Raw genomic sequence first — 24832 nt, 5'->3', positions numbered from 1 at the left:
TCAGGACGTCCAGATGCCCGTGATGTCCTTGGCGGAGGCCGCGTTGCCGGCGTGCGTGAGGCCGTGCATGTCCTCCAGCGTGCGCAGCAGGTCGTAGTGGTTGTAGGTGGTCGAGGACGAGGACCCCGGGGTCACCTGCTGGCCGTACAGCACCGTCGGGATCTTGTTGCCGGCGAGCCGGTTGTCCTCGTCGAAGGTGACGACGAGCAGGCTGTTGTGGGTCTTGGCCCAGGTGGCGTAGGCGCTCAGGTTGGTGTTCAGCCAGGTGTCACCGGTGGACACCGAGCAGTCGTGCATGTCGCTGCACAGGTTCGGGACGACGAAGGAGACCTGCGGAAGCGTCGTGTAGTCCGTCGGGAACTGGGCGAACGTCTTGGCGCTGGACGTCGGTACGTTGCTGAAGCCGAACCAGGGGTTGTGCTTGCGGGCGTAGTTCCCGCTGCTGCACGTCGTCGAACCCTGGCTGGGCAGCGTCTCGTTGTAGCTGCCCCAGGTCTTGCCCGCGGCGATCAGCTCGGAGGCGAGGTTCGGGGCGGAGGAGAAGCCGGGCGTGTAGCAGCTGTCGTCCGTGATGCCCTGGGTGGCGCCGGAGAACAGGGCGAAATAGTTGGGCTGGCTCGGGTGCGTCTCGGCGTACGACTGGGAGAGGTTGGCCCCGCCGGTCTTGAGCGAGTTTATGTACGGGGCGCTGGAGGAGCCGATCACCTGGCTGTACGCGTGGTTCTCGAAGACCACGACCACGACGTGGTCCGGGGTCGGGACCGCGGCCGCGGCGTGCGCGGGGGCCGAACCGGCGAACCCGCTCCACAGCCCGACCGCTGCCGCGGTGAAGGCGAGGGCGGATGCCACGACGGCTCGACTGCGGGTGTACACGTTTCTGCCGGACACTTCAGACCTCCGGTGGGGGGAAGACGACGGTGGCGGTGCGGACAGAGCATGCACACGCCAACATTCCCCTCGCTCACATCCCTCAACCGGCGGGATGAAGAGCCGATGAACTACTGCCTCCCCGTCCTTTGTACCGCCTCGCACGGCCGTCGGCACGGGGCGCGACCGGGCGGACCCGGGTTAGGCTCGGGCGCGTACGACCTTGATCGGACCATCGGCCCAGGTGTGCGGGACCGGACCGGGTGTACGGCATCGATCGACAGGAGGCCGGGATGACGGCGCCGGGGCGCAGAAGCAGTACCTTCACGCGGCTGCTGCGGCACGGCTTCACCGATCCGTCGGCGGCCGAACGGCTCCTGCAGGGGCCCGAGCTGGCACCCATACGGTCCGACCCGGTCCTCCTGGACGCGCTGGGCGCCACGGCCGACCCGGACCTCGCCCTGCTCGGCCTCGTCCGGATCGTCGAGGCACAGGACGGGCACCCCGCCCAGCGGGAGCTCCTCGATACGCTGATCGCGGCCAAACCGCTGCGGGACCGGCTGCTCGGCGTGCTCGGCGCCTCCGCCGCGCTCGGCGACCACCTCGCCCGGCACCCGCACGACTGGCAGGCCCTCGTCACCTACGAGGCGCGGGACCTGCATCCCGGGGTCCAGGAGTTCGAACGGGGGCTGGCGGACGCGACGGACCCCGTCTCGCTGCGCGTCGCCTACCGCCGCTGCCTGCTCTCCATAGCCGCGCGCGACGTGTGCGGCACCACCGACCTCGCCCAGACCGCCGCCGAACTCGCCGACCTCGCCACCGCGACCCTGCGCGCCGCGCTCGCCATAGCCGAGGCCGCCGCGCCCGACGACGCCGCGCTGTGCCGGCTCGCGGTCGTCGCGATGGGCAAGTGCGGGGGACACGAGCTGAACTACGTGTCCGACGTCGACGTGATCTTCGTGGGGGAGGGCGTCGAAGGGGCCGACGAGAGGAAGGCCGTGCAGGCGGCCACCCGGCTCGCCTCGCACATGATGCGGATCTGCTCCGAGACGACCGTCGAGGGCAGCATCTGGCCGGTCGACGCCAACCTGCGCCCCGAGGGCCGCAACGGCCCCCTGGTGCGGACGCTCAGCAGTCATCTCGCCTACTACCAGCGGTGGGCCAAGACCTGGGAGTTCCAGGCACTGCTCAAGGCCCGCCCGGTGGCCGGGGACCTGGAGCTGGGCGAGGAGTACGTCGCCACCCTGGCTCCGCTGGTGTGGCACGCCGCCGAGCGGGAGAACTTCGTCGCCGATGTGCAGAAGATGCGGCGCCGGGTCGTGGAGAACATTCCGGCCGCCGAGATCGAGCGGGAGCTGAAGCTCGGTCCCGGAGGGCTCCGGGACGTCGAATTCGCCGTACAGCTCCTGCAGTTGGTGCACGGCCGGACCGACACGTCCTTGCGCAGCGGTACGACCCTGGACGCCCTGAAGGCGCTCGCCGCGGGCGGGTACGTGGGCCGCGCCGACGCCCTGCAGCTCGACGACGCCTACCGCTTCCTGCGGTCGATGGAGCACCGCATCCAGCTCTTCCGGCTGCGGCGCACGCATCTGGTGCCGGAGGACGAGGCCGATCTGCGGCGGATCGGGCGGTCGCTCGGGCTGCGCGTCGACCCGGTCAAGGAGCTGAACCGGGAGTGGAAGCGGCACGCGTCCATGGTGCGGCGGCTCCACGAGAAGCTCTTCTACCGGCCGCTGCTCGACGCCGTCGCCCAACTGGCTCCGGGCGAGACCCGGTTGAGCCCGGACGCGGCCCGGGAACGGCTCGTCGCGCTCGGGTACGCCGATCCGGCCGGCGCACGGCGCCATCTGGAGGCACTGGCGTCCGGCGTCAGCCGCAAGGCCGCCATCCAACGGACGCTGCTTCCGGTGCTGTTGGGGTGGTTCGCGGACTCCGCCAACCCCGACGCAGGCCTGCTCAACTTCCGGAAGGTGTCGGACGCGCTCGGCAAGACCCCTTGGTATCTGCGGCTGTTGAGGGACGAGGGCGCCGCCGCCGAGAACCTCGCGCGGGTGCTCTCGGCGGGCCGGCTCGCCCCCGACCTGCTGATGCGCGCGCCGGAGGCGGTCGCGCTGCTCGGCGACGGGGAGAGCGGCGGCCTCGAACCGCGCGGCCGTGCCCACCTGGAGCAGGAGATCCTCGCCGCGGTGCGGCGGGCCGAGGGCAGCGAACAGGCCGTGACCGCCGCCCGCGGCGTGCGGCGCCGGGAGCTGTTCCGTACCGCCGCGACCGACATCGTCGCCTCGTACGGAACCGAGGAGACACCGGCCGTCGCCGACCAGGGGGCGCTGGTCGACCTCGTCGGCGCGGCGGTGTCGGATCTGACGGCGGCGACGATCGCGGGAACCCTGCGGGCCGTGGTCCGGGACGGCTGGGGCGACACGCTGCCCACACGGTTCGCGGTGATCGGGATGGGCCGCTTCGGGGGCCACGAGCTCGGCTACGGCTCCGACGCGGACGTGCTCTTTGTTCACGAGCCCCGGGAGGGTGTGGACGATCAGGAGGCGGCGCGGGCGGCGAACTCCGTGGTGTCCGAGATGCGGCGGCTGCTGCAGCTCCCCAGCGCGGATCCGCCGCTGCTGATCGACGCGGATCTGCGCCCCGAGGGGAAGTCCGGGCCGCTGGTACGGACGCTGAAGTCGTACGAGGCGTACTACCGGCGCTGGTCGCTGGTGTGGGAGTCGCAGGCGCTGCTGCGCGCCGAGGTCGTGGCGGGGGACCCCGACCTCGGAGGCCGGTTCATCGAGCTGGTCGACCCTCTGCGGTATCCGGCGGAGGGGCTGGGCGAGGAGGCCGTACGGGAGATCCGGCGGCTGAAGGCCCGGATGGAGTCGGAGCGGATGCCGCGGGGCGCCGACCCCACCCTGCACACCAAGCTCGGGCGCGGCGGTCTCTCCGACGTGGAGTGGACGGTTCAGCTGATCCAGCTCCAGCACGGCTGGGTCGAGCCGGGCCTGCGGACGACCCGGACCCGGGAGGCGCTGGCCGCCGCGTGCGCGGCGGAGCTGCTGTCCACGGAGGACGCGGCGACGCTGGACGAGGCGTGGGTGCTGGCCACCCGGGTGCGGAACGCCGTGATGCTCGTACGGGGCAGGGCCGGCGACACCTTCCCCTCGGACGGGCGCGAGCTCGCCGCCGTGGGCCGTTATCTGGGGTACGACCCGGGCCACGTCGGAGACATGCTCGACGACTACCGGCGCACCACCCGGCGGGCCCGGGCCGTGGTGGACGAACTGTTCTACGGCGCCTGAGCCGCGCGCCGGGGCGTGCGCCGGGTGCGTGCCGGGGCGCGTGCCGTCGGCCGGCTCGGCAAGGGTCCCTGCGAGGTGCCGTGGGACGCCTTGACGGTCACTGAACGTGACGAAACAGGGCGTCCTTCAGACCTTCGAACGTCGCGTCGTTCAGGCCTTCACGGGCAGGACCGGTGTCCCGCGCGTCCCCGGTACCCACTGCGGCAGCGCGTACGGCAGCGCTCCGTACCACAGGCGGGCCACCAGGAAGCCGAAGGCGAGGCAGAGCATGCCGCCCACCGCGTCCAGCCAGAAGTGGTTGGCGGTGGCGACGATGACCACGAGGGTTGCCGCCGGGTAGAGGACGCCGAGGATGCGGGCCCAGGGGGTCGAGGCCAGCGCGAACACGGTCAGCCCGCACCACAGGGACCAGCCGATGTGCATCGACGGCATCGCGGCGTACTGGTTGGACATGTGCTTGAGGTCGCCGGAGGCCATCGAGCCCCAGGTCTCGTGGACCGTGACCGTGTCGACGAAGGTGCTGCCGGTCATCAGGCGGGGTGGCGCGAGCGGGTAGAGGTAGTAGCCGACGAGAGCCACCGCCGTGGTGGCGAAGAGCGCGAGACGGGCCGCCGCGTAGCGGCCGGGATGACAGCGGTACAGCCAGACCAGAACACTCAGCGTCACCACGAAGTGCAGGGTCGCGTAGTAGTAGTTCATCCCGATGATCAGCCAGCCGACGGAGTTCACCGCGTGGTTGACGGACTCCTCGACGGCGAGACCGAGATGGTGCTCCGACCGCCAGATCCAGTCCGCGTTGCGCAGCGCTTCGCGTCTCTGCTCCGGCACGGCGTTCCGGATCAGCGAATACGTCCAGTAACTCATGGCGATGATCAGGACTTCGAACCAGAGGCGGGGGCGACGCGGGGCCCGCATTCGACGCAGGACTTTGTTCCCCGCCTTCTCCTCCGCGACGGGTTGTGGAGTGGCCTGGTCCCGGCCTTCCAGTGTCGTCACGGTGTTTCACCCATAGGCACAGAGTCTGCCAGAAAAGCCTCAACTCACCGATCATCCCTCGGTCGGTTCCTGGCCGCACGTTCTACGCCCTGGGGAGGCCGAGAGCCCCCCTTACCCTCCTACTCAGGGACGATTCCGGTCCCCGGGCGCAGAAGCGGTCGAACCGCGCACCACCAATTCCGGCATGAATACGAATTCGCTGTGCGGCGCGGGCGTCCCGCCGATCTCCTCCAGCAGCGTGCGCACCGCGGCCTGCCCCATCGCGGGCACCGGCTTGCGGACCGTCGTGAGCGGCGGGTCGGTGAAGGCGATCAGCGGCGAATCGTCGAATCCCACGACCGAGATGTCCTTGGGGACCTCCAGGCCGCGCTGACGCGCTGCCCGTATCGCGCCGAGCGCCATCATGTCGCTGGCGCAGACGATCGCCGTGCAGCCACGGTCCATGAGCGCGCTCGCGGCGGCCTGGCCGCCCTCCAGCGTATACAGAGAGTGCTGGACCAGCCGCTCCTCGACGTCGGCGGGGATCAGGCCCAGCTGCTCCTGCATCGTGCGGACGAAGCCCTCGATCTTGCGCTGCACCGGCACGAACCGCTTGGGGCCGAGGGCGAGCCCGATGTTGGTGTGCCCGAGCGAGGCAAGGTGGGTGACCGCGAGGGCCATCGCCGCGCGGTCGTCCGGCGAGATGAACGGTGCCTGCACCTTCGGCGAAAAGCCGTCGACCAGGACGAACGGGACACCCCGGCCCCGCAGTTGCTCGTACCGCTGCATGTCGGCCGAGGTGTCGGCGTGCAGACCAGAGACGAAGATGATGCCGGCGACCCCGCGGTCGACCAGCATCTCGGTCAGCTCGTCCTCGGTGGAGCCGCCCGGAGTCTGGGTCGCGAGGACGGGGGTGTAGCCCTGGCGCGTCAGGGCCTGCCCGATGACCTGCGCGAGGGCAGGGAATATCGGGTTCTCCAGCTCGGGGGTTATGAGGCCCACCAGGCCCTCGCTGCGCTGCCGCAGGCGCACCGGGCGTTCGTAGCCCAGTACGTCGAGCGCGGCCAGGACGGACTGGCGGGTGGTCGCGGCGACGCCCGGCTTCCCGTTCAGGACGCGACTGACAGTCGCCTCACTGACCCCCGCCTGGGCTGCGATGTCGGCAAGCCGTGTGGTCACAGGATTGGACTGTACCGGTCGCATCTCACCCTGCCCACCAACCAGACGCCGTGTGCGGGCGGTTGATCGGCCCGCTCCGGGCTGCTGCGTCATCGCGCTCCCTCGTGTTCTGGTCGGCTCGGTGTCCCGTGCGTGCGCCGCGCGGAAAGGGGTGGCTCCTGCAAGGCGCTGACGGGCTGATAATCCCCGTATGCGACACCCGTGGCAAGAGCTTGCAGAGTCTTGCACAGAGGCCCGGATGTGTGCTGATCGGCCTGGTAGCAGGGTTTCGGGACGGTCGCCACGAGGTCACGGGCCCGTAACTGTCGGCAGTTCTTGCACTTTTTTGCTGCAAGGTCTTTCGCGCTGCTTACAACGCTGTTACGTTCACGTCGCCCAGCGGACGCAACGGCGCAGTCGGCAAGTCGGCGAGGGGATCGGGCGGGACCGATTCCCCACCTACTCGGGCTTTCACCCTCAAGGAGAACTCATGCGGCGTGGCATAGCGGCCAGTGCGCTGGTGGCGTCTTTCGCCCTCGCGGCGACGGCCTGCGGCGGCAGCGGTAGCGGCAGTGACAGCAGCGACAAGGCCAGCGGGCCGGTCACCATCACGTGGTGGGACACGTCCAACGCCACCAATGAGGCGCCGACGTACCAGGCCTTGGCCAAGGAGTTCGAGGCCGCCAACAAGAACATCAAGGTCAAGTACGTCAACGTGCCCTTCGACCAGGCGCAGAACAAGTTCGACACGGCCGCCGGTGCCTCCGGCGCCCCGGACATCCTGCGCTCCGAGGTCGGCTGGACCCCCGCCTTCGCCAAGAAGGGCTACTTCCTGCCGCTGGACGGCACCGCCGCCCTCGCTGACCAGGCCAAGTTCAAGCCCAACCTGATCGAGCAGGCCAAGTTCGACGGCAAGACCTACGGCGTGCCGCTGGTCACCGACACCCTTGCGCTCGTCTACAACAAGGCGCTGTTCAAGAAGGCCGGCATCACCGAGGCGCCCAAGACGTGGAGTGACCTCAAGAAGGACGCGGCCACCCTCAAGGCCAAGACCGGCGTCGACGGCTACTGGGGCTCCACCCAGGCCTACTACGCGATGAACTTCCTCTACGGCGAGGGCACCGACACCGTCGACGCCGCCGCCAAGAAGATCACGGTCAACTCGGCCGCCGCGAAGAAGGCGTACGGCACCTGGCTGGGCCTGTTCTCCGGCAAGGGCCTGCACAAGGCGGACACCACCGCCGACGCCTACGCCCACATCCAGGACGCGTTCGTCAACGGCAAGGTCGCCGCGATCGTCCAGGGTCCCTGGGAGATCACGAACTTCTACAAGGGTTCGGCGTTCTCCGACAAGTCGAACCTCGGTATCGCCACCGTCCCGGCCGGCTCCACCGGCAAGGCGGGCGCCCCGACCGGCGGCCACAACCTCTCGGTCTACGCCGGCTCGGACAAGGCCCACCAGGCGGCCTCGCTGAAGTTCGTCAACTTCATGACGTCGGCTAAGTCTCAGGCCGCCATCGCGCTGAAGAACTCCACGCTGCCGACGCGCGACGACGCCTACACCGACGCCGTCAAGGCCGACCCGGGCATCGCCGGCTACGGCACGGTCCTCTCCGCCGCCCAGCCGCGCCCGGCGCTGCCCGAGTACAGCTCCCTGTGGGGCCCGCTGGACACCGAGCTGCCCAAGATCGCTGGTGGCAAGGAGTCCCTGGACAAGGGTCTGAGCAACGTCGAGCTGGCGATCGCCAAGCTGGTGCCGGACTTCAGCAAGTGAGCCCGTGTGGCCGCCGGATCCTTCCCCGGCCCGACCTCGGTCGGGCCGGGGGGACCCCCGACAGGGGGAACGGAACCGGCGGCCACCGGCTGTGTGCGCCCAACTCCTGATCTTGCAGAAGGTGTCGAACCATGACAGTCGCCATCGACCGTGCGACCGGCAAGCGCCGCGGTGACCGAGCACCGCGTCCCGGCCGGATGCAGCGTCTCAAGCACTCGTACCAGAAGTACTGGTATGCGTACGCGATGATCGCCCCGGTCGTCGTCGTACTCGGCGGATTGGTGCTCTATCCCCTGGTACGGGGCCTCTACCTGACGTTCACGGACGCCAACAGCCTCAACTCGGCCCGCACGATCGGCGTCAACCACATCGACGCCACCTACAAGTTCATCGGCCTGGACAACTACAAGGACATCCTGTGGGGTCCGACGTCGTACGACCGCTTCTGGTCGCACTTCATCTGGACCATCGCCTGGACCGTCCTGTGTGTCGCCCTGCACTACTGCATCGGCCTGGGTCTCGCGCTGCTGCTCAACCAGAAGCTGCGCGGCCGTACCTTCTACCGGCTGATCCTGGTGCTGCCGTGGGCCGTGCCGACCTTCGTCACCGTCTTCGGCTGGCGCTTCATGCTCGCCGACGGCGGCATCATCAACTCCATGCTCCACGCCGTGCACCTGCCGTCGCCGGCGTGGCTGGAGGACACCTTCTGGCAGCGCTTCTCCGCGATCATGGTCAACACCTGGTGCGGTGTGCCGTTCATGATGGTCTCGCTGCTCGGCGGACTGCAGTCCATCGACGGCACGCTGTACGAGGCCGCCGAGATGGACGGCGCGAACGCCTGGCAGCAGTTCCGCTTCGTGACCCTGCCGGGTCTGCGGTCGGTCAGCTCCACCGTCGTGCTCCTCGGCATCATCTGGACCTTCAACCAGTTCGCCGTGATCTTCATCCTGTTCGGCAACACCGCGCCGGACGCGCAGATCCTCGTCACCTGGGCCTACTACCTCGGCTTCGGACAGCAGCCGCGCGACTTCGCGCAGTCGGCGGCCTACGGCATGCTGCTGCTGGCCATCCTGATCGTCTTCACCTCCTTCTACCGCCGCTGGCTGAACCGCAATGACCAGCAGCTCGCGATCTGAGGCAGGAGTCTCCATGAGCACCACCACACTTCAGACGCCTCCGGCCGACCAGGCTTCCGTGCACGAGGAGGCGCCGCGTCCGGCGCGCAGGCGCGGTGAGCGCAGCCTCGCCGGCAAGCTCGTCTCCCACGGCATCCTGATCGTCGCGAGCCTGGCCGCGCTGTTCCCGATCGCCTGGCTCGTCTTCCTGTCCCTCGGCCCGGACCAGGACGACTATCTGCACCCCGGACGCATCTGGAACACGATGACGTTCAGCAACTACTCGTTCGTGCTCCAGCACACGAACTTCTTCGAGTGGATGAAGAGTTCGCTCATCGTGTCCCTCGGCACCACGGTCATCGGCGTGATGATCGCGGCCACCACCGGCTACGCCGTCTCGCGCATGCGCTTCCCCGGCTACAAGAAGTTCATGTGGGTCCTGCTGGTCACCCAGATGTTCCCGATCGCCGTGCTGATCGTGCCGATGTACCAGATCCTCTCGGACCTGCAGCTCATCGACTCCTACCTCGGCCTGATCATCGTCTACTGCTCGACGGCGGTGCCCTACAGCGCCTGGCTGCTCAAGGGTTACTTCGACACCATTCCGTTCGAGATCGACGAGGCCGGACGCGTCGACGGGCTGAGCCCCTTCGGCACCTTCTTCCGGCTGATCCTGCCGCTCGCCAAGCCGGGCCTCGCGGTGGCTGCGTTCTACAACTTCATCACCGCGTTCGGTGAGGTCGCCTTCGCCTCGACGTTCATGCTGAACGACTCGAAGTACACCTTCGCCGTCGGACTCCAGACCTTCGTCAGCGAGCACGACGCGCAGCGCAACCTGGCGGCCGCGACGGCCGTGCTGGTCGCGATACCCGTGTCCCTCTTCTTCTACCTGGTGCAGAAGAACCTGGTGACCGGACTCACCGCGGGCGGCACGAAGGGCTGATCCGCGAAGACGCCCCCAGAACGCCCGAAGACTCCCGCGCGCTCCACGCGCGCGGGTGGCGGCCGCGGTGCCCATCCGACCCCGCCGGTACCGCGGCCGCCTCATCCTCTTACCCCGACACCTCTCGCCCCGAAGCCTCTCGCCCCGTGCTCCCGGCCTCGCGTGAGCAGGGGTCTGCCCCCACAGCCGAATTCCTCCCCACGCCCGACCGCACTCGGACACGGGGACCCTCATCGCATCAAGGACGCCATGAGCCAGCACTCCGCCGACCAGGCCCCGAACTCCGTTCTCGCCACCGTCGCCGCGCATCGCGACTGGTGGCGCGACGCGGTGATCTACCAGGTCTATCCGCGCAGCTTCGCCGACAGCAACGGCGACGGCATGGGTGACCTGGAGGGCGTACGTTCCCGACTCCCGTACCTGCGCGACCTCGGCGTGGACGCCGTGTGGCTCAGCCCCTTCTACGCCTCGCCGCAGGCCGACGCCGGCTACGACGTGGCGGACTACCGGGCCGTCGACCCCATGTTCGGCAACCTGCTGGACGCCGACGCCCTGATCCGTGACGCCCACGGTCTCGGCCTGCGGATCATCGTCGACCTGGTGCCCAACCACTCCTCGGACCAGCACGAGTGGTTCAAGCGCGCGCTGCGCGAGGGCCCCGGCTCCTCACTGCGCGACCGCTACCACTTCAAGCCGGGCAAGGGCGAGAACGGCGAACTGCCGCCCAACGACTGGGAGTCCATCTTCGGCGGCCCGGCCTGGACCCGCGTCACCGAGCCGGACGGCACCGCCGGCGAGTGGTACCTGCACCTCTTCGCGCCCGAGCAGCCCGACTTCAACTGGGAACACCCGGCCGTGGGCGACGAGTTCCGCTCGATCCTGCGGTTCTGGCTGGACATGGGCGTCGACGGGTTCCGTATCGACGTCGCGCACGGCATGGTCAAGGCGGAGGGCCTGCCGGACCTCGGCGACCACGACCAGCTGAAACTGCTGGGCAACGATGTCATGCCGTTCTTCGACCAGGACGGCGTGCACGACATCTACCGGCAGTGGCGCACGATCCTCGACGAGTATTCCGGCGAGCGCATCTTCGTCGCCGAGGCGTGGACGCCCACGATCGAGCGCACCGCGAACTACGTGCGCCCCGACGAGCTGCACCAGGCCTTCAACTTCCAGTACCTGGGCACCCACTGGGACGCGGCCGAGCTGCGCTCGGTGATCGACCGCACGCTCGACGCGATGCGGCCGGTCGGCGCCCCCTCCACCTGGGTGCTGTCCAACCACGACGTGACCCGGCACGCCACCCGGTTCGCCAACGAGCCCGGCCTCGGCACCCAGATCCGCACCGCGGGTGACCGGGCGCTCGGTCTGCGCCGGGCCCGCGCGGCGAGCCTGCTGATGCTGGCCCTGCCCGGCTCGGCCTACGTCTACCAGGGCGAGGAGCTCGGCCTGCCCGACGTCGTCGACCTGCCGGACGAGGTGCGCCAGGACCCGGCCTACTTCCGGGGCGCCGGACAGGACGGGTTCCGCGACGGCTGCCGGGTGCCGATCCCGTGGACCCGCGCCGGCTCGTCATACGGCTTCGGCGACGGGGGCAGCTGGCTGCCGCAGCCCGCCGAGTGGGCCGAGCTGAGCGTCGAGGCGCAGACCGGTGCGGAGGGCTCCACCCTGGAGCTGTACCGCGAGGCGCTCGCGGTCCGGCGTGAGCGCGCCGACCTCGGCGCGGGCGACACCGTCAGCTGGCTGACGGCACCGGAGGGCGTTCTCGCCTTCCAGCGCGGCGAGTTCGTCTGCACGGCGAACACCGGCAGCGAGGCCGTGACCGTCCCGGCGTACGGCCGGGTGCTCGTCGCCAGCGGCGAGGTGACCCTGTCGCGGGACGGCGAGGCGAAGCTGCCCGCCGACACGACCGTGTGGTGGGCGGTCTGACACACGTGTGAGCGGTGCTGCGGTCCTGACCACCGGAGCACCGCTCGCCTGCCGGGCGTCCCGGCCTACGCGTGAGTGGTGCTCCGGTCCTGACCACCGGAGCACTCCTCACCCGATGGTCGGCCCGACCCGTGCGTGAGCGGTGCTCCGGGACCTGACGGCCGGAGCACCGCTCTCGCGTAGGACGGCTATTTCCAGGTGTCGTTCACGGCGTACCCGGCGCCCGAGCCGGTGGTGTAGCCGCGGTTGTCCCCGGACTCCCAGGTCACCGTGCCCGACGCGTCCTTCTTGATGTACTTGTACGTGAACGACGTCGACTTGGGCACGATCACCGGCCGGCCCCAGTACGGGTACGACGCCGAGGAGAGCGGGATCGCGTCGGCGGTGTTCCAGGAGCCGAGCGACGGGACCGATCCGACGACGTACACATTGGTGCCATAGACGGTGGTCGCGGTCACTCCGAAGGTCAGGTCCGTCGCGTCGGCGTCGGCCACGTTCCAGGAGTTGTCGGCCGCGACGGCCGCCGTGCCGGTGGTGAGTGTCCGGTTGGCGTTGGACTCCCAGGTGACGTTCCCCGAGGAGTCCTTCTTGATGTACTTGTACGCGATCGTGCTGTTCGCCGGCACCGAGACGTCCGTCTTCCAGACCGGATAGCCGGACGAGGACAGCTTCACCGCGCTCGCCGTGTTCCAGCTGCCCAGCGCGGCCACCGAACCGACCACGTACACGTTCGTTCCGGAGCTGGTCGACGCGTACTCGCCGAAGGTCGCCGTGACCGTGCCGGTGCCCGGATCGGTGCCGCCGCCACCGCAGTCGACGGTGCAGACGTAGGCCGGGTCGTAGAACGCGACGGCGCCCTTGGCGGGCACGGTCAGGGAGGCCTTGCCGCCGGTGACCGTGACCGAGGTGGCACCGCCGTCGATCACGTTCGGATAGGTGCCGTCCGCGAGACCGGTCGTGTACGTGTACGTGTTGGCGCCCGAGCTGTTGTTGATGGCCACGAACCCGGCGCCGCCCCGGCCGAAGCCGATCACATTGGACGCGGGGGACTGCCAGTTGGCCACGGAGTACCCGGCGGCCGCGTTGTGCCAGCCGATCATGCCGGAGACCGCGGTGTCGCGGTCCAGGCAGTACCAGCCGGAGGCGCAGTCGGTGTCGGTGACGAAGCCGCCGCCCGAGTTCGGCGGGGCCTGGTCGCTCTGGCTGAAGGTCCAGCCGGCGTAGACGGACGGCCTGCCGTAACCGCGCGCCAGCTGGAAGACGTTGGCGAGCACGGCGGTGGCGCCGTCCTTGTAGCTGAGGGAGTAGCCGTTGCGCTCGGTGTCGTGGTTGGTGACGAAGGTGTTGGAGTTCGCCTCGGCGGCGAGGCCCCAACTGCTCCCGAAGCTCGACAGGTTGGCGATGTCGCCCTGGAACTGGGCCTTGATCTGCGAGGCGAAGGTGAAGTCGAGGACGTCACCGGTGCCGTAGTACTCGTCGGTCGAAGGAGGGGTGCCGGGATAGACCTCCTGGGTGATGTACGGCGCCGAGCCCGAGGTCGTGGTGTGCAGTCCGGCGACGATGGCGCTCAGGTCGGCGGCCTCGATGTGCTTGGCCGCGTCGATCCGGAAGCCGTCGACGCCCAGGTCGATCTGCGCGTTGAGGAAACCGGTGATCTTCGAGCGGACGTTGCTCTCGGCGGTGTCCAGGTCGGGCAGGCCGAGCAGTTCGCAGTGCTGGACCTGGTAGCGGTTGGTCCAGTCGGTGATCGTGGTGGTGCAGTCGTCGCTGTCGGCCGGGTCGTAGTCCGGGGTGTCGTACTTGTTGGTGACGACCGTGCCGTTGTAGCCGGTGCCGGTCTGTGCGGCGGTGTGGTTGATCACCGCGTCGGTGTAGACCTTGATGCCGGCCGCGTGACACGTGTCGACCATGGCCTTGAAGCCCGCCGCGGTGCCGAAGCGGCTGTTCAGGTTGTAGGCGTAGGGCTGATAGACGTCCCACCAGTAGTAGTTGGACTGCTTCAGGGACTCGGCGGGCGGGGCCACCTGGACGGCTCCGTAGCCGGCCGGGTCGAGGACGTCTCTGCACTCGGACGCGACCGATTTCCAGTTCCACTCCCACAGGTTGGCGATCACATCACCGTTGGCGACACCGGTGTCCGTCGCCGCCGCTGACTGCTGGGCGGGCAGCGCGGCCAGTCCGCCGAGCGCCAGCGCGACGGTCACCAGCAGCCGGGAAACCCTTCTTCGTCGTAGGGCCATCGGGGGTGCGGCTCCTCTCGGGATCCGGTCGGCACGTCCGCGGGGCGCGGAGAGCTGACCCGTGTGGAGCGTGGGACCGCCGAAGGGGGCGCGTCAATAAGGGAGTTGGAAGTTCTTTCGACATCTTGCTGAAACTTGATTGCAAGCGGTACGTTCCGATCCCCCCACCCGCACGACGAAGTGCAGGAGTACACACACATGGCAAGGAAAACGCTTGCCGCCTCGTTCGCCCTCGTGGCGGGCCTGGCGGTCTCGGTGACCGTTCCCCCCGGTTCGGCGGCGGCCTCGCCGCCCGGCACCAAGGACGTCACCGCCGTCCTGTTCGAGTGGAAATTCGACTCGGTCGCCAAGGAATGCACCAACACGCTGGGCCCCGCCGGATACGGCTACGTCCAGGTGTCCCCGCCCGCCGAGCACATACAGGGCTCGCAGTGGTGGACCTCGTACCAGCCCGTGAGCTACAAGATCGCCGGCCGGCTCGGCGACGCCACCGCCTTCAAGAACATGGTCACCACCTGCCACGCGGCCGGTGTGAAGGTCGTGACGGACACGGTCGTCAACCACATGTCGGCCGGATCCGGCACCGGCACGGGCGGCTCTTCGTACACGAAGTACAACTACCCGGGCCTGTACTCGTCCGCCGACATGGACGACTGCACGGCCACCATCAGCGACTACACCAACCGCGCCAACGTCCAGAACTGCGAACTCGTCGGTCTCGCCGACCTGGACACCGGCGAGGAGTACGTCCGGTCGGCCATCGCCGGCTACATGAACACCCTGCTCGGCTACGGCGTCGACGGGTTCCGCATCGACGCCGCCAAGCACATCCCGGCGGCCGACCTCGCCAACATCAAGTCCCGGCTGAGCAATCCGTCCGTCTACTGGAAGCAGGAGGTCATCTACGGCTCGGGCGAAGCCGTCCAGCCCACCGAGTACACCGGCAACGGTGACGTCCAGGAGTTCCGCTACGCCTACGACCTCAAGCGGGTCTTCAACAACGAGAACCTCGCCTATCTGAAGAACTACGGCGAGGGCTGGGGCTACATGAGCAGCTCGGTCGCGGCCGTCTTCGTCGACAACCACGACACCGAGCGCAACGGCTCGACGCTCAACTACAAGGACGGGGCGAACTACACCCTCGCCAACGTCTTCATGCTCGCGTACCCCTACGGCGCCCCCGACATCAACTCCGGCTACGAGTGGTCCGACGCGGACGCCGGACCGCCCAACGGCGGTACCGTCAACGCCTGTTGGCAGGACGGCTGGAAGTGCCAGCACGCCTGGCCGGAGATCAAGTCGATGGTCGCCTTCCGCAACACCACCCGCGGGCAGGCCCTCAGCAACTGGTGGGACAACGGCGGTGACGCCATCGCCTTCGGCCGCGGCAGCAAGGGCTTCGTGGCCATCAACCACGAGACCTCCTCGCTGAGCCGGACGTACAGCACCTCCCTCGCCGCGGGAACCTACTGCAACGTCCAGAACAACACGAGCATCACAGTGAACAGTTCAGGCCAGTTCACAGCGACGCTGGGCGCCAACACGGCGCTTGCCATCTACGCGGGCAAGTCCAGCTGCTGAAAAGTCTTTCCGCACGTTGCAAGACTCTTGCTGTAAACCTTGCGTGAGCGATACGGTCACGCGGGCGTTCGGCATCGTGGCCGAAACGCTGCGCGGGGTCGGACCCGAGTACGCCGTAATCGCTAGGAGTTCACAGCTGTGGACCTGATACCGAGAGGGGCGGCGCGCCGCATCGGCCGCCCCAGGCTGCGCGCAGCCGTCCTCGCCGCCGCACTGGCCGTATCGCTTGCGCAACCCCTCGTGGCGCGGGCCCAGACCCCGCCCGCACCGCCGTCGGACGCGAAGCTCGCCGCCGAGCCGTCGCGACACGACTCCACCCGTGACCAGTTCTACTTCGTGATGCCGGACCGGTTCGCCAACGGCGACACGTCCAACGACGAGGGCGGACTGACCGGTTCCCGCCTTTCGACCGGATACGACCCGACCGACAAGGGCTTCTACCAGGGCGGTGACCTCAAGGGCCTGACGAAGCGGCTCGACTACATCAAGGGCCTCGGCACCACCGCCATCTGGATGGCGCCGATCTTCAAGAACCAGCCCGTCCAGGGCACCGGCAAGGACGCCTCGGCCGGCTACCACGGCTACTGGATCACGGACTTCACCAAGGTCGACCCGCACTTCGGCACCAACAAGGACCTGTCGACCCTGATCTCCAAGGCCCACGCCAAGGGCATGAAGGTCTTCTTCGACGTCATCACCAACCACACGGCCGATGTCGTCGACTACAAGGAGCAGTCCTACAACTACCTCTCCAAGGGCGCCTTCCCGTATCTCACCAAGGACGGGAAGCCGTTCGACGACGCGGACTACGCCGACGGCAGCCACGCGTTCCCCTCCGTGGGCACCGGCTCCTTCCCCCGTACGCCGACGGTTCCCGCCGCGAAGAAGAACGCCAAGGTCCCGTCGTGGCTCAACGACACGACGATGTACTCCAACCGCGGCGACTCCACCTACGCCGGTGAGTCCACCACGTACGGAGACTTCTCCGGGCTCGACGACCTGTGGACCGAGCGTCCCGAGGTGGTCAGCGGTATGGAGAAGATCTACGAGAAGTGGGTCGAGGACTTCGGTATCGACGGCTTCCGGATCGACACCGTGAAGCACGTGAACATGGAGTTCTGGACGCAGTGGGCGACCGCCCTCGACGCGTACGCGGCCAGGCACGGGCGCAAGAACTTCTTCATGTTCGGCGAGGTCTACTCCGCCGACACGTCGATCACCTCGCCGTACGTCACCCAGGGCCGCCTCGACGCCACCCTCGACTTCCCCTTCCAGGACGCGGCCCGCTCGTACGCCTCGCAGGGCGGCAGCGCGCAGAAGCTGGCGTCCCTGTTCGCGGACGACTACAAGTACACGACCGACAAGGCCAACGCCTACGAGCAGGTCACCTTCCTCGGCAACCACGACATGGGCCGCATCGGGTACTTCCTGAACCAGGACAACCCCAAGGCGACCGATGCCCAGCTGCTGAAGAAGGACAAGCTGGCCAACGAGCTGATGTTCCTCAGCCGCGGCAACCCCGTCGTCTACTACGGCGACGAGCAGGGCTTCACCGGCTCCGGCGGTGACAAGGACGCCCGCCAGACGATGTTCGCCTCCAAGGTCGCGGACTACCTCGACGACGACGAGATCGGCACCGACCGTACGCACGCGAGCGACGCGTACGACACGAGCGCACCGCTCTACGACGAGATCAGCGCTCTCTCCAAGCTGCGCAAGGACAACCCGGCCCTCACCGACGGAGTCCAGACGGAGCGGTACGCCGCGGACGGCGCCGGTGTGTACGCCTTCTCCCGCACGGACGCGAAGACCGGCACCGAGTACGTCGTCGCCGTGAACAACGCCGACGACGCGAAGTCGGCCACGTTCGCGACGGGCTCGGCGAACATGGACTTCCGCGCCGTATACGGAACATCCGCCTCGGCGAAGAGTGACGCGGACAAGAAGGTCACCGTCACCGTCCCGGCCGGGTCGGCGATCGTCCTCAAGGCCGCGGGCCGGCTCGACGCCCCCGCCGCCAAGCCGACGCTCACGCTGAAGGCCCCCGCCGCGGGCGCCACCGGCACCGTCGAACTGTCGGCGGACGTCGAGGGCGGACAGCTCGACCGGGTCGTCTTCGCCGCCCAGACCGGCAACGGCAGCTGGCGCACGCTCGGCTCCGCCGACCACGCCCCGTACAAGGTCACCCAGGCCATCGGCAAGGACGTACCGGCCGGAACCGCCCTGCGCTACAAGGCCGTCGTCATCGACTCGGCCGGACACACGGCGAGCGCGACGGCCGAGTCCACCACCGGCAGCGCGCCCGCCGCGGAGGTCCCGACGGCCTCCTCGCGCGACTACGCGGTCGTCCACTACAAGCGAACCGACGGCGACTACACCGACTGGCGCCTCTACGCCTGGGGCGACCTCGCCGACGGCGAGGCCACCACCTGGCCGGCCGGCCACGACTTCGTCGGCCGGGACGCCTACGGCGCCTTCGCCTACGTGAAGCTGAAGCCCGGAGCCTCCAGCGTGGGCTTCCTGGTCATCGACAAGGACGGCAACAAGGACGTCGCGAGCGACCGCACGATCGACGTCACCAAGACGGGCGAGGTCTGGGTCGAGCAGGGCAAGGACACCGTCCTCACCGAGCAGCCCGACCTGCCCGCCCAGGACAGGACCAAGGCCGTCATCCACTACCACCGCGCCGACGGCGACTACGCCGGCTGGGGTCTGCACGTGTGGACCGGGGCCGCGACGCCCACGGACTGGACGAAGCCCCTGGAGCCGGTACGGACCGACGCCTACGGCGCCGTCTACGAGGTGCCGCTCGCCGAGGGCGCGACCAGCCTCAGCTACATCCTCCACAAGGGCGACGACAAGGACCTGCCCACCGACCAGTCGCTGGACCTCACGGCCAACGGCCACGAGGTGTGGCTGCTGAACGGCCAGGAGAAGTACCTGCTGCCGCAGCCCGCGGGCAGCGCGGCCGCGCTCGACCTGACCACCTCCAAGGCGGTCTGGATCGACCGGAACACGGTCGCCTGGAACGGCTCCGACGCCGCCGTGTCCACCCAGCTCCTCTCCTCCCACGACGGCTCGATCGCCGTCAAGGACGGTGGGCTGACCAGCGACGACGAGCGCTGGCTGCGGCTGTCCAAAACCACGCTCACCGACGCCCAGAAGGCGAAGTTCCCGTACCTGAAGGCGTACACCGCCTGGTCCGTCGACCCGCGTGACCGCGACCGGGTGCGCTCGGCGCTCGGCGGCCAGCTCGTCGCCTCGCAGCGGGCCGCGAACGGCGCCGTGCTGGCGGCGACCGGCGTGCAGATCGCCGGCGTCCTCGACGACCTGTACCCCGCGGCGAAGGCGCACCTCGGGCCGGTCTTCCACCACGGCGTTCCCACCCTGTCGGTGTGGGCCCCGACGGCGCAGTCCGTGAGCCTCGACCTCGCCGGCTCCACCGTCGCCATGAAGCGCGACGACGCCACCGGTGTCTGGTCCGTCACGGGCAAGAAGTCCTGGACGGGCAAGCCCTACCGCTATGTCGTGAAGGTGTGGGCGCCGACCGTCCGCAAGATCGTCACCAACAAGGTGACCGACCCGTACTCGGTGGCCCTGACCACCGACTCGGAGCGCAGCCTGGTCGTCGACCTCGACGCCAAGTCCCTCGCCCCGTCCGGCTGGTCGGCGCTCAAGAAGCCCAAGGCCGTCCCCCTGAACGACGCGCAGATCCAGGAACTGCACATCCGGGACTTCTCGGTGGCGGACAAGACCGTCCCCGCGAAGGACAAGGGCACCTACCTCGCCTTCACCGACAAGAACAGCGACGGCTCGAAGCACCTGAGGAAGCTGGCCGCGTCCGGCACCTCGTACGTGCACCTGCTGCCCGCGTTCGACATCGCCACCATCCCCGAGAAGAAGGCCGACCAGCAGAGCACCGACTGCGATCTCGCCTCCTACGCCGCCGACTCCCAGAAGCAGCAGGAGTGCGTGGCGAAGACCGCCGCCAAGGACGCCTACAACTGGGGCTACGACCCGTACCACTACACGGTCCCCGAGGGGTCCTACGCCACCGACCCGGACGGCACCGGCCGCACGGTCGAGTTCCGCAGGATGGTCAAGTCCCTGAACGAGGACGGCCTGCGGGTCGTCATGGACGTCGTCTACAACCACACCGCGGCGAGCGGCCAGGCCGAAACCAGCGTCCTCGACAAGGTCGTCCCCGGCTACTACCAGCGGCTCCTCGCCGACGGCAGCGTCGCCAACTCCACCTGCTGCTCCAACACGGCGACCGAGAACGCCATGATGGGCAAGCTGGTGGTCGACTCGATCGTCACGTGGGCCAAGGAGTACAAGGTCGACGGCTTCCGCTTCGACCTCATGGGACACCAGCCCAAGGCCAACATCCTCGCGGTCAGGAAGGCCCTCGACGGGCTCACCCCCGCGAAGGACGGCGTCGACGGCAAGAAGATCATTCTCTACGGCGAGGGCTGGAACTTCGGCGAGGTCGCCGACGACGCCCGGTTCGTCCAGGCCACCCAGAAGAACATGGCGGGGACGGGGATCGCGACCTTCTCCGACCGCGCCCGTGACGCCGTACGCGGCGGCAGCCCCTTCGACTCCGACCCCGGCGTCCAGGGCTTCGCCTCGGGCCTTTACACCGACCCCAACTCCTCGACCGCGAACGGCACTCCGGCCGAGCAGAAGGCCCGCCTGCTGCACTACCAGGACCTCATCAAGGTCGGCCTGACCGGCAACCTGTCCGCGTTCCACTTCACCGACTCCGCCGGCCAGGAGGTCAAGGGCTCCGAGATCGACTACAACGGCCAGCCCGCGGGCTACGCGGCCGCGCCCGGCGACGCGCTCGCCTACGCCGACGCGCACGACAACGAGTCGCTGTACGACGCGCTGACGTACAAGCTGCCCGCGACGACGAGCGCCGCCGACCGGGCCCGGATGCAGGTCCTGGCGATGGCGACGGCCACCCTCTCGCAGGGTCCGTCCCTCTCCCAGGCCGGCTCCGACCTGCTGCGCTCCAAGTCCCTGGACCGCAACTCCTTCGACAGCGGTGACTGGTTCAACGCCGTCCACTGGAACTGCCAGGACGGCAACGGCTTCGGGCGCGGGCTGCCGCCGGCCGCCGACAACGCCTCCAAGTGGCCTTACGCCACCCCGCTGTTGACCTCCGTCAAGGTGGGCTGCGCCCAGATCGACGGCACTTCGGCCGCCTTCCAGGACCTGCAGCGGATCCGTTCGACCGAGAAGGTCTTCTCGCTCTCCACGGCCGATCAGGTGCAGTCGAAGCTCTCCTTCCCGCTGTCCGGGAAGGACGAGACCCCCGGGGTGATCACCGTGCGCCTCGGCGACCTCGTGATCGTCTTCAACGCGACCCCCGACAAGCAGGAGCAGACCGTCGGCTCCCTGGCCGGGACGGGATACACGCTGCACCCGGTGCAGGCGGCGGGCACGGACCCGGTCGTCAAGTCCTCGTCCTACGCCGAGGGAACGGGCACCTTCGCCGTCCCGGGCCGGACGGTGGCGGTGTTCACCCGGACACCGTGACAGCGGGCTAGCTCGATGAGGGCGGAGCCGGAGACCGGGAGTTCGAGCCGGGATCCGGAGCCGCCCTCACCGGCGTCCGCGCGCCGGGCACGGGGTCGTTCCGGTCCCCGGCGCTGCGGCTAGGGTGATCACGACTGTCCCCGGACCAGGAGTGCTCATGCCGCAGATCATCGTCGACTACTCCGCGCCGCTCGAAGACGCCTTCGACCGGCAGGGGTTCGCCCTGGCCCTGCACGCGGAGGTGGTCGAGACGGCGGCCGCGAAGATCGGCGCGTGCAAGACGCAGTTCCGCCGGACCGAGGACACCGTCGTCGGCGCGGACACGGGCGGGCACGCCGTCGTCCATGTCACCCTCGGTCTGCTCGCCGGGCGGACCGAGGCGGTCAAGGTGAAGCTGACCGAGGCCGTACTGGAGCTGCTGAAGACCCATGTGCGGCAGGCCGAAGGGGTGGAGCTGCACGCCTCGGCCGAGGTACGCGACCTCGACCCGTCGTACCGTAAGTTCGAGGCGTAGTTCCACCGAGTTGGAGGCGTAGCCCCGAGGCTCCCGGCCGGGTCCGGGGCGTCCAATCCGCGCGGGGCGGTACCCCGCGACCGTTCCTACGCCTCCGGCGGCGCGGCGAGCGCGAGCAGCCGGACGACGAGGTCGGTGAACGGTCCGTCGCCCGGCTCGTCCCTGAGACGCCTGCGCAGCAGCTCGGCGACCTCCGGGGCGTAGGCGGCGCTCACCGCCGCCAGGGCCGCGAAGTCGTGCACGAGCTGCACCTCCAGCTCACCGCGTGGAATCCGCCGCCCGTCCAGCCAGATCAGCGCGGTCGACTCGACGAGCGAGATCCAGGAGCGGATCACCAGCTCCAGCCGGGCGGGCGGGTTCTCGACGTCGAGATGCGACAGGATCTGGAGATACGCCGCCTGCCGTACGGCGTCGACGAGGGCGTTGGTGGTCGACGAGCCGACGGCCGGGCCGCCCCGCATCAACGCGGCGAAACCGGGCCCGTGGTCGTCCACGAAGTCGAAGAACCGGCGCATCACCCGCAGCAGCCGCGCCCCCAGCGGCCCCTCGGGGGACTCCACGAACCGGCCCGCGAGATCGTCGGCGGCGCGCTGCAACGCCGCTTCGTACAGGCTGAGTTTGCCCGGAAAATAGTGGTACACCAGCGGTCGCGAGATGCCCGCCGTCGAGGCTATCTCGTCGATGGAGACCTCGTCGGGCGAGCGTCGGCTGAACAGGTCGAGGGCGACGCCGATCAGCTGCTGCCGTCGCTCCTCGACACCCATCCTGCGGCGTACCCCGGTTGTCATGCGAACACCTTACCGATCGGATCCGGCCCGGAACGGGCCGGTCCGGCCGAGGGTGTTCACGTGTCCGGCACGATTCGCTCACCCTTCGTCCGCGAAACGCACATCAGCATCGAATCGTCGGCGATGCGTGTCGGCGATGCGTGGGGGTGATGCGTGTCGGCAACGCGTGGACGGGACTCAGCGCAGCCCGGTGATCCCCCGGCCGTCCGGCAGGGTGCCCTTCAGCTCGGCCTGTGCCCCCTGCTTCGTCCGTACGGTGAGCAGGGGCCCCGCCGCAGACCCGCGCACTCCGCCCGTCGCGTCGACCGACACCGTGTCCTTGCTGCCGGCCGCGAGGAGGTACCAGGCTCCCGTGCCCGACTTCCACAGGACGCCCGCCAGTACGTGCGGATCGCGGGAGCCGCACGCCGGGGAGTTCTCGGCCTTCGCGACGACGGCCCCGTACGCCCCGCCGGGGGTGCGGAACTGGGCCAGCACCCGGGTGCCGTCGCCCCGCCAGGTGTCGGCCCGTGTGCACACCCACGCCGCCGATCCGCTCCCGTCGGGCAGCGGCTGCAGCGCGTACGGCCAGACGTTCACGGACCGCACGCCCTGCGAGCGCACGGAAGCCAGCGAGCAGGCGAGCGGCGCCCACTTCCGCAGGTTCTGAGCGCCCGCCGCCTCCTGGGGTGCGGCGGGCCGACCCGCGGTGAGGTGGGCCGGGATCAGCTCGCCGAGGTCGGTCAGCAGATGGGTGCCCGAACCGTCCTTGATCTGGAGCACGTTCCACGACGTGCACTTGCCGGTCTGCGGCGGTCCCGCCAGCGGGGAGGTGGCGCCGTCCGCGGACAGGGTGAGGTCCGTCACCCCGGCGGAGGGCTTCAGGAGGTCGCGCTCGACGGCCTTGGTCACCCACGGGGCGGTCAGATAGCGGACGTTGCCGTCGGTCCGGCCCAGCACCACCGCGCTCGCCTCGGCCCCGCTCGCCCCGTCGACCCGCGCGAAGTCGAGGGCCGCGCCGCCCGTGCCGTCCCTCGGCTCGGCGTAGCGCACGATCCGCAGACCGTCGTGGAGGAGCACCACGTGGGCCTGGTCGACATCGCCCGCGTACAGCAGCTGGGGCGGTCCGGGCGGGGCTCCGGACTGCGTGCCGGGCGTCCCCCGGACCTGTACGGACTCGCCGGGCCGGGCCCAGACGGCGAGCGCGCGACGCAGCAGCGCGGTGTCCTTGACGAGGTTGCCGCGCGCGGGCCACACGGAGAAGTCGGTGCGCGCGGAGGACTCCCAGGCCGTGGCCGGCACCCGCTCCAGCCGGGCCGGGTCGAGGGCGGCCTCGGCGGCCGCGTTCTGCGCGTACGAGGGGGCCGCGGCGCCGTCCGGGCCCCAGCCGCCGCCGGGCAGTCCGACCAGCGCGCCGCACACGATCACGGCGGCGGTGGCGGCGAGCCCGGCCTTCACGTGCCGCCTGCGCCGCATCAGGTCGGTGGGCCGGGCGTGCAGCGAACAGGGGTCGAACTCGGGGGAGTCGAGCAGGGCGTCGCGGGCCTCGACGCCCGCGGCCTCCTTCAGCGCCGCGGCCGGGTTCTCGGCACCCGCGGCCGCCAGCACCTTGCGCAGATGCGCGTCGGGCAGTTTCTCCAGACCACGCAGCACATACGCGGCACGGGCCGGGCCCGAGAGCGCGGACAGCCGCTGGTCCAGGGCGAGTTCGTCGGCGCCACCCGAGCGCGGGAAGAGCCGCAGGCCCCACACGTGGGGGAGGAGGGGCGGCAGCTGGGACCGCTTGGGCCACGCCCGCCGCTTCAGCGGCAGTCCCGCCTCCAGTGCCGTACGCACCACCTGGAGGCGTACGAAGGCGTAGCCCGGGTCGCCGTCGCGGCCGCCGCCGCTCTGCTGGGTCGGGATCACCGACGCGTCGCCCGACGCCCGGCCCCGCGGCAGCGCGCGCTGGGTGAGGGCGTGCGCGGTCAGCACCCTGCGATTGCGGCCGAGGCTCGGCGGAAGCATCAGATAGGCGAGCCGGACCAGCCGCGGGTAGTGCTCGACGAGCGCGGCCTCGGCCTGTTCGACGTCGACGACAGTTCCGGAGGAGGGTGCGGGGCGCGGGGCTACATCCTGTGACTGCACGTTCAGCA

General features: G+C 69.5%; 14 protein-coding genes. 8 read left to right on the top strand and 6 right to left on the bottom strand.

Annotation, left to right across the window (positions count from 1 at the left end; translation table 11 throughout):
* On the bottom strand, positions 1 to 888 hold the full coding sequence (locus tag ACFYR3_RS02655) for an alkaline phosphatase family protein (RefSeq protein ID WP_355845262.1): 888 nt from the start codon (positions 886 to 888) through the stop codon (positions 1 to 3).
* A 272-nt stretch (positions 889 to 1160) separates the two neighbouring features.
* On the opposite strand from ACFYR3_RS02655, the gene ACFYR3_RS02650 reads away from it, so the two are divergent.
* Entirely contained in the window at positions 1161 to 4157 is a 2997-nt protein-coding gene (locus ACFYR3_RS02650; protein WP_356783569.1) for a bifunctional [glutamine synthetase] adenylyltransferase/[glutamine synthetase]-adenylyl-L-tyrosine phosphorylase, read from the top strand.
* Between the two features lie 150 nt (positions 4158 to 4307).
* On the opposite strand, the gene ACFYR3_RS02645 is transcribed toward ACFYR3_RS02650, so the two are convergent.
* Both ACFYR3_RS02645 and ACFYR3_RS02640 read right to left on the bottom strand, forming a co-directional pair.
* On the bottom strand, positions 4308 to 5153 hold the full coding sequence (locus ACFYR3_RS02645) for a phosphatase PAP2 family protein (protein ID WP_355845268.1): 846 nt from the start codon (positions 5151 to 5153) through the stop codon (positions 4308 to 4310).
* Between the two features lie 123 nt (positions 5154 to 5276).
* On the bottom strand, positions 5277 to 6311 hold the full coding sequence (locus ACFYR3_RS02640) for a LacI family DNA-binding transcriptional regulator (RefSeq protein WP_355845271.1): 1035 nt from the start codon (positions 6309 to 6311) through the stop codon (positions 5277 to 5279).
* Between the two features lie 469 nt (positions 6312 to 6780).
* On the opposite strand from ACFYR3_RS02640, the gene ACFYR3_RS02635 reads away from it, so the two are divergent.
* The 4 genes from ACFYR3_RS02635 (at position 6781) to ACFYR3_RS02620 (ending at position 12051) form a co-directional block, all read left to right on the top strand.
* Complete coding sequence (locus tag ACFYR3_RS02635) at positions 6781 to 8064, top strand: extracellular solute-binding protein (RefSeq protein WP_355845274.1); 1284 nt, start codon at positions 6781 to 6783, stop codon at positions 8062 to 8064.
* 131 nt (positions 8065 to 8195) lie between these two features.
* A complete protein-coding gene (locus ACFYR3_RS02630; protein WP_355845277.1) occupies positions 8196 to 9200 on the top strand; it encodes a sugar ABC transporter permease in 1005 nt (334 codons plus the stop codon).
* Positions 9201 to 9213: 13 nt separating this feature from the next.
* Entirely contained in the window at positions 9214 to 10122 is a 909-nt protein-coding gene (locus tag ACFYR3_RS02625) for a carbohydrate ABC transporter permease (protein WP_355845280.1), read from the top strand.
* Positions 10123 to 10371: 249 nt separating this feature from the next.
* Complete coding sequence (locus ACFYR3_RS02620) at positions 10372 to 12051, top strand: glycoside hydrolase family 13 protein (RefSeq protein WP_355845283.1); 1680 nt, start codon at positions 10372 to 10374, stop codon at positions 12049 to 12051.
* Between the two features lie 188 nt (positions 12052 to 12239).
* Here the strand turns inward: ACFYR3_RS02620 and ACFYR3_RS02615 are convergent, their stop codons facing one another.
* Complete coding sequence (locus ACFYR3_RS02615) at positions 12240 to 14291, bottom strand: carbohydrate-binding module family 20 domain-containing protein (RefSeq protein ID WP_389281158.1); 2052 nt, start codon at positions 14289 to 14291, stop codon at positions 12240 to 12242.
* 198 nt (positions 14292 to 14489) lie between these two features.
* On the opposite strand from ACFYR3_RS02615, the gene ACFYR3_RS02610 reads away from it, so the two are divergent.
* The 3 genes from ACFYR3_RS02610 (at position 14490) to ACFYR3_RS02600 (ending at position 21930) form a co-directional block, all read left to right on the top strand.
* Positions 14490 to 15872: an alpha-amylase family protein gene (locus ACFYR3_RS02610; RefSeq protein WP_389281156.1), complete on the top strand. Its 1383-nt coding sequence runs from the start codon at positions 14490 to 14492 to the stop codon at positions 15870 to 15872.
* A 138-nt stretch (positions 15873 to 16010) separates the two neighbouring features.
* On the top strand, positions 16011 to 21416 hold the full coding sequence (gene pulA, locus ACFYR3_RS02605; RefSeq protein WP_389281154.1) for a pullulanase-type alpha-1,6-glucosidase: 5406 nt from the start codon (positions 16011 to 16013) through the stop codon (positions 21414 to 21416).
* Positions 21417 to 21573: 157 nt separating this feature from the next.
* Positions 21574 to 21930, top strand: a complete 357-nt coding sequence (locus tag ACFYR3_RS02600) for a 5-carboxymethyl-2-hydroxymuconate Delta-isomerase (protein ID WP_355845295.1) — start codon at positions 21574 to 21576, stop codon at positions 21928 to 21930.
* Between the two features lie 86 nt (positions 21931 to 22016).
* Here the strand turns inward: ACFYR3_RS02600 and ACFYR3_RS02595 are convergent, their stop codons facing one another.
* The gene (locus ACFYR3_RS02595; RefSeq protein ID WP_389281152.1) at positions 22017 to 22718 is read right to left on the bottom strand and encodes a TetR/AcrR family transcriptional regulator; all 702 of its coding nucleotides are present in this window, start codon (positions 22716 to 22718) and stop codon (positions 22017 to 22019) included.
* A 177-nt stretch (positions 22719 to 22895) separates the two neighbouring features.
* The gene (locus ACFYR3_RS02590; RefSeq protein ID WP_389281150.1) at positions 22896 to 24824 is read right to left on the bottom strand and encodes a hypothetical protein; all 1929 of its coding nucleotides are present in this window, start codon (positions 24822 to 24824) and stop codon (positions 22896 to 22898) included.
* Positions 24825 to 24832 lie beyond the last annotated feature (8 nt).

Origin of the sequence: Streptomyces sp. NPDC005784, from assembly GCF_042871525.1 — a bacterium.
Classification (GTDB): domain Bacteria; phylum Actinomycetota; class Actinomycetes; order Streptomycetales; family Streptomycetaceae; genus Streptomyces.
This window is presented reverse-complemented; position numbering and strand designations above follow the sequence as displayed.

Excerpts from the sequence above, each read along its gene's own strand:
- ACFYR3_RS02615 (WP_389281158.1), bottom strand. The coding sequence starts at position 14,291 with ATGGCCCTACGACGAAGAAGGGTTTCCCGGCTGCTGGTGACCGTCGCG.
- ACFYR3_RS02625 (WP_355845280.1), top strand. The coding sequence starts at position 9,214 with ATGAGCACCACCACACTTCAGACGCCTCCGGCCGACCAGGCTTCCGTG.
- ACFYR3_RS02635 (WP_355845274.1), top strand. The coding sequence starts at position 6,781 with ATGCGGCGTGGCATAGCGGCCAGTGCGCTGGTGGCGTCTTTCGCCCTC.
- ACFYR3_RS02630 (WP_355845277.1), top strand. The coding sequence starts at position 8,196 with ATGACAGTCGCCATCGACCGTGCGACCGGCAAGCGCCGCGGTGACCGA.
- ACFYR3_RS02620 (WP_355845283.1), top strand. The coding sequence starts at position 10,372 with ATGAGCCAGCACTCCGCCGACCAGGCCCCGAACTCCGTTCTCGCCACC.
- ACFYR3_RS02650 (WP_356783569.1), top strand. The coding sequence starts at position 1,161 with ATGACGGCGCCGGGGCGCAGAAGCAGTACCTTCACGCGGCTGCTGCGG.
- ACFYR3_RS02610 (WP_389281156.1), top strand. The coding sequence starts at position 14,490 with ATGGCAAGGAAAACGCTTGCCGCCTCGTTCGCCCTCGTGGCGGGCCTG.
- ACFYR3_RS02595 (WP_389281152.1), bottom strand. The coding sequence starts at position 22,718 with ATGACAACCGGGGTACGCCGCAGGATGGGTGTCGAGGAGCGACGGCAG.
- ACFYR3_RS02600 (WP_355845295.1), top strand. The coding sequence starts at position 21,574 with ATGCCGCAGATCATCGTCGACTACTCCGCGCCGCTCGAAGACGCCTTC.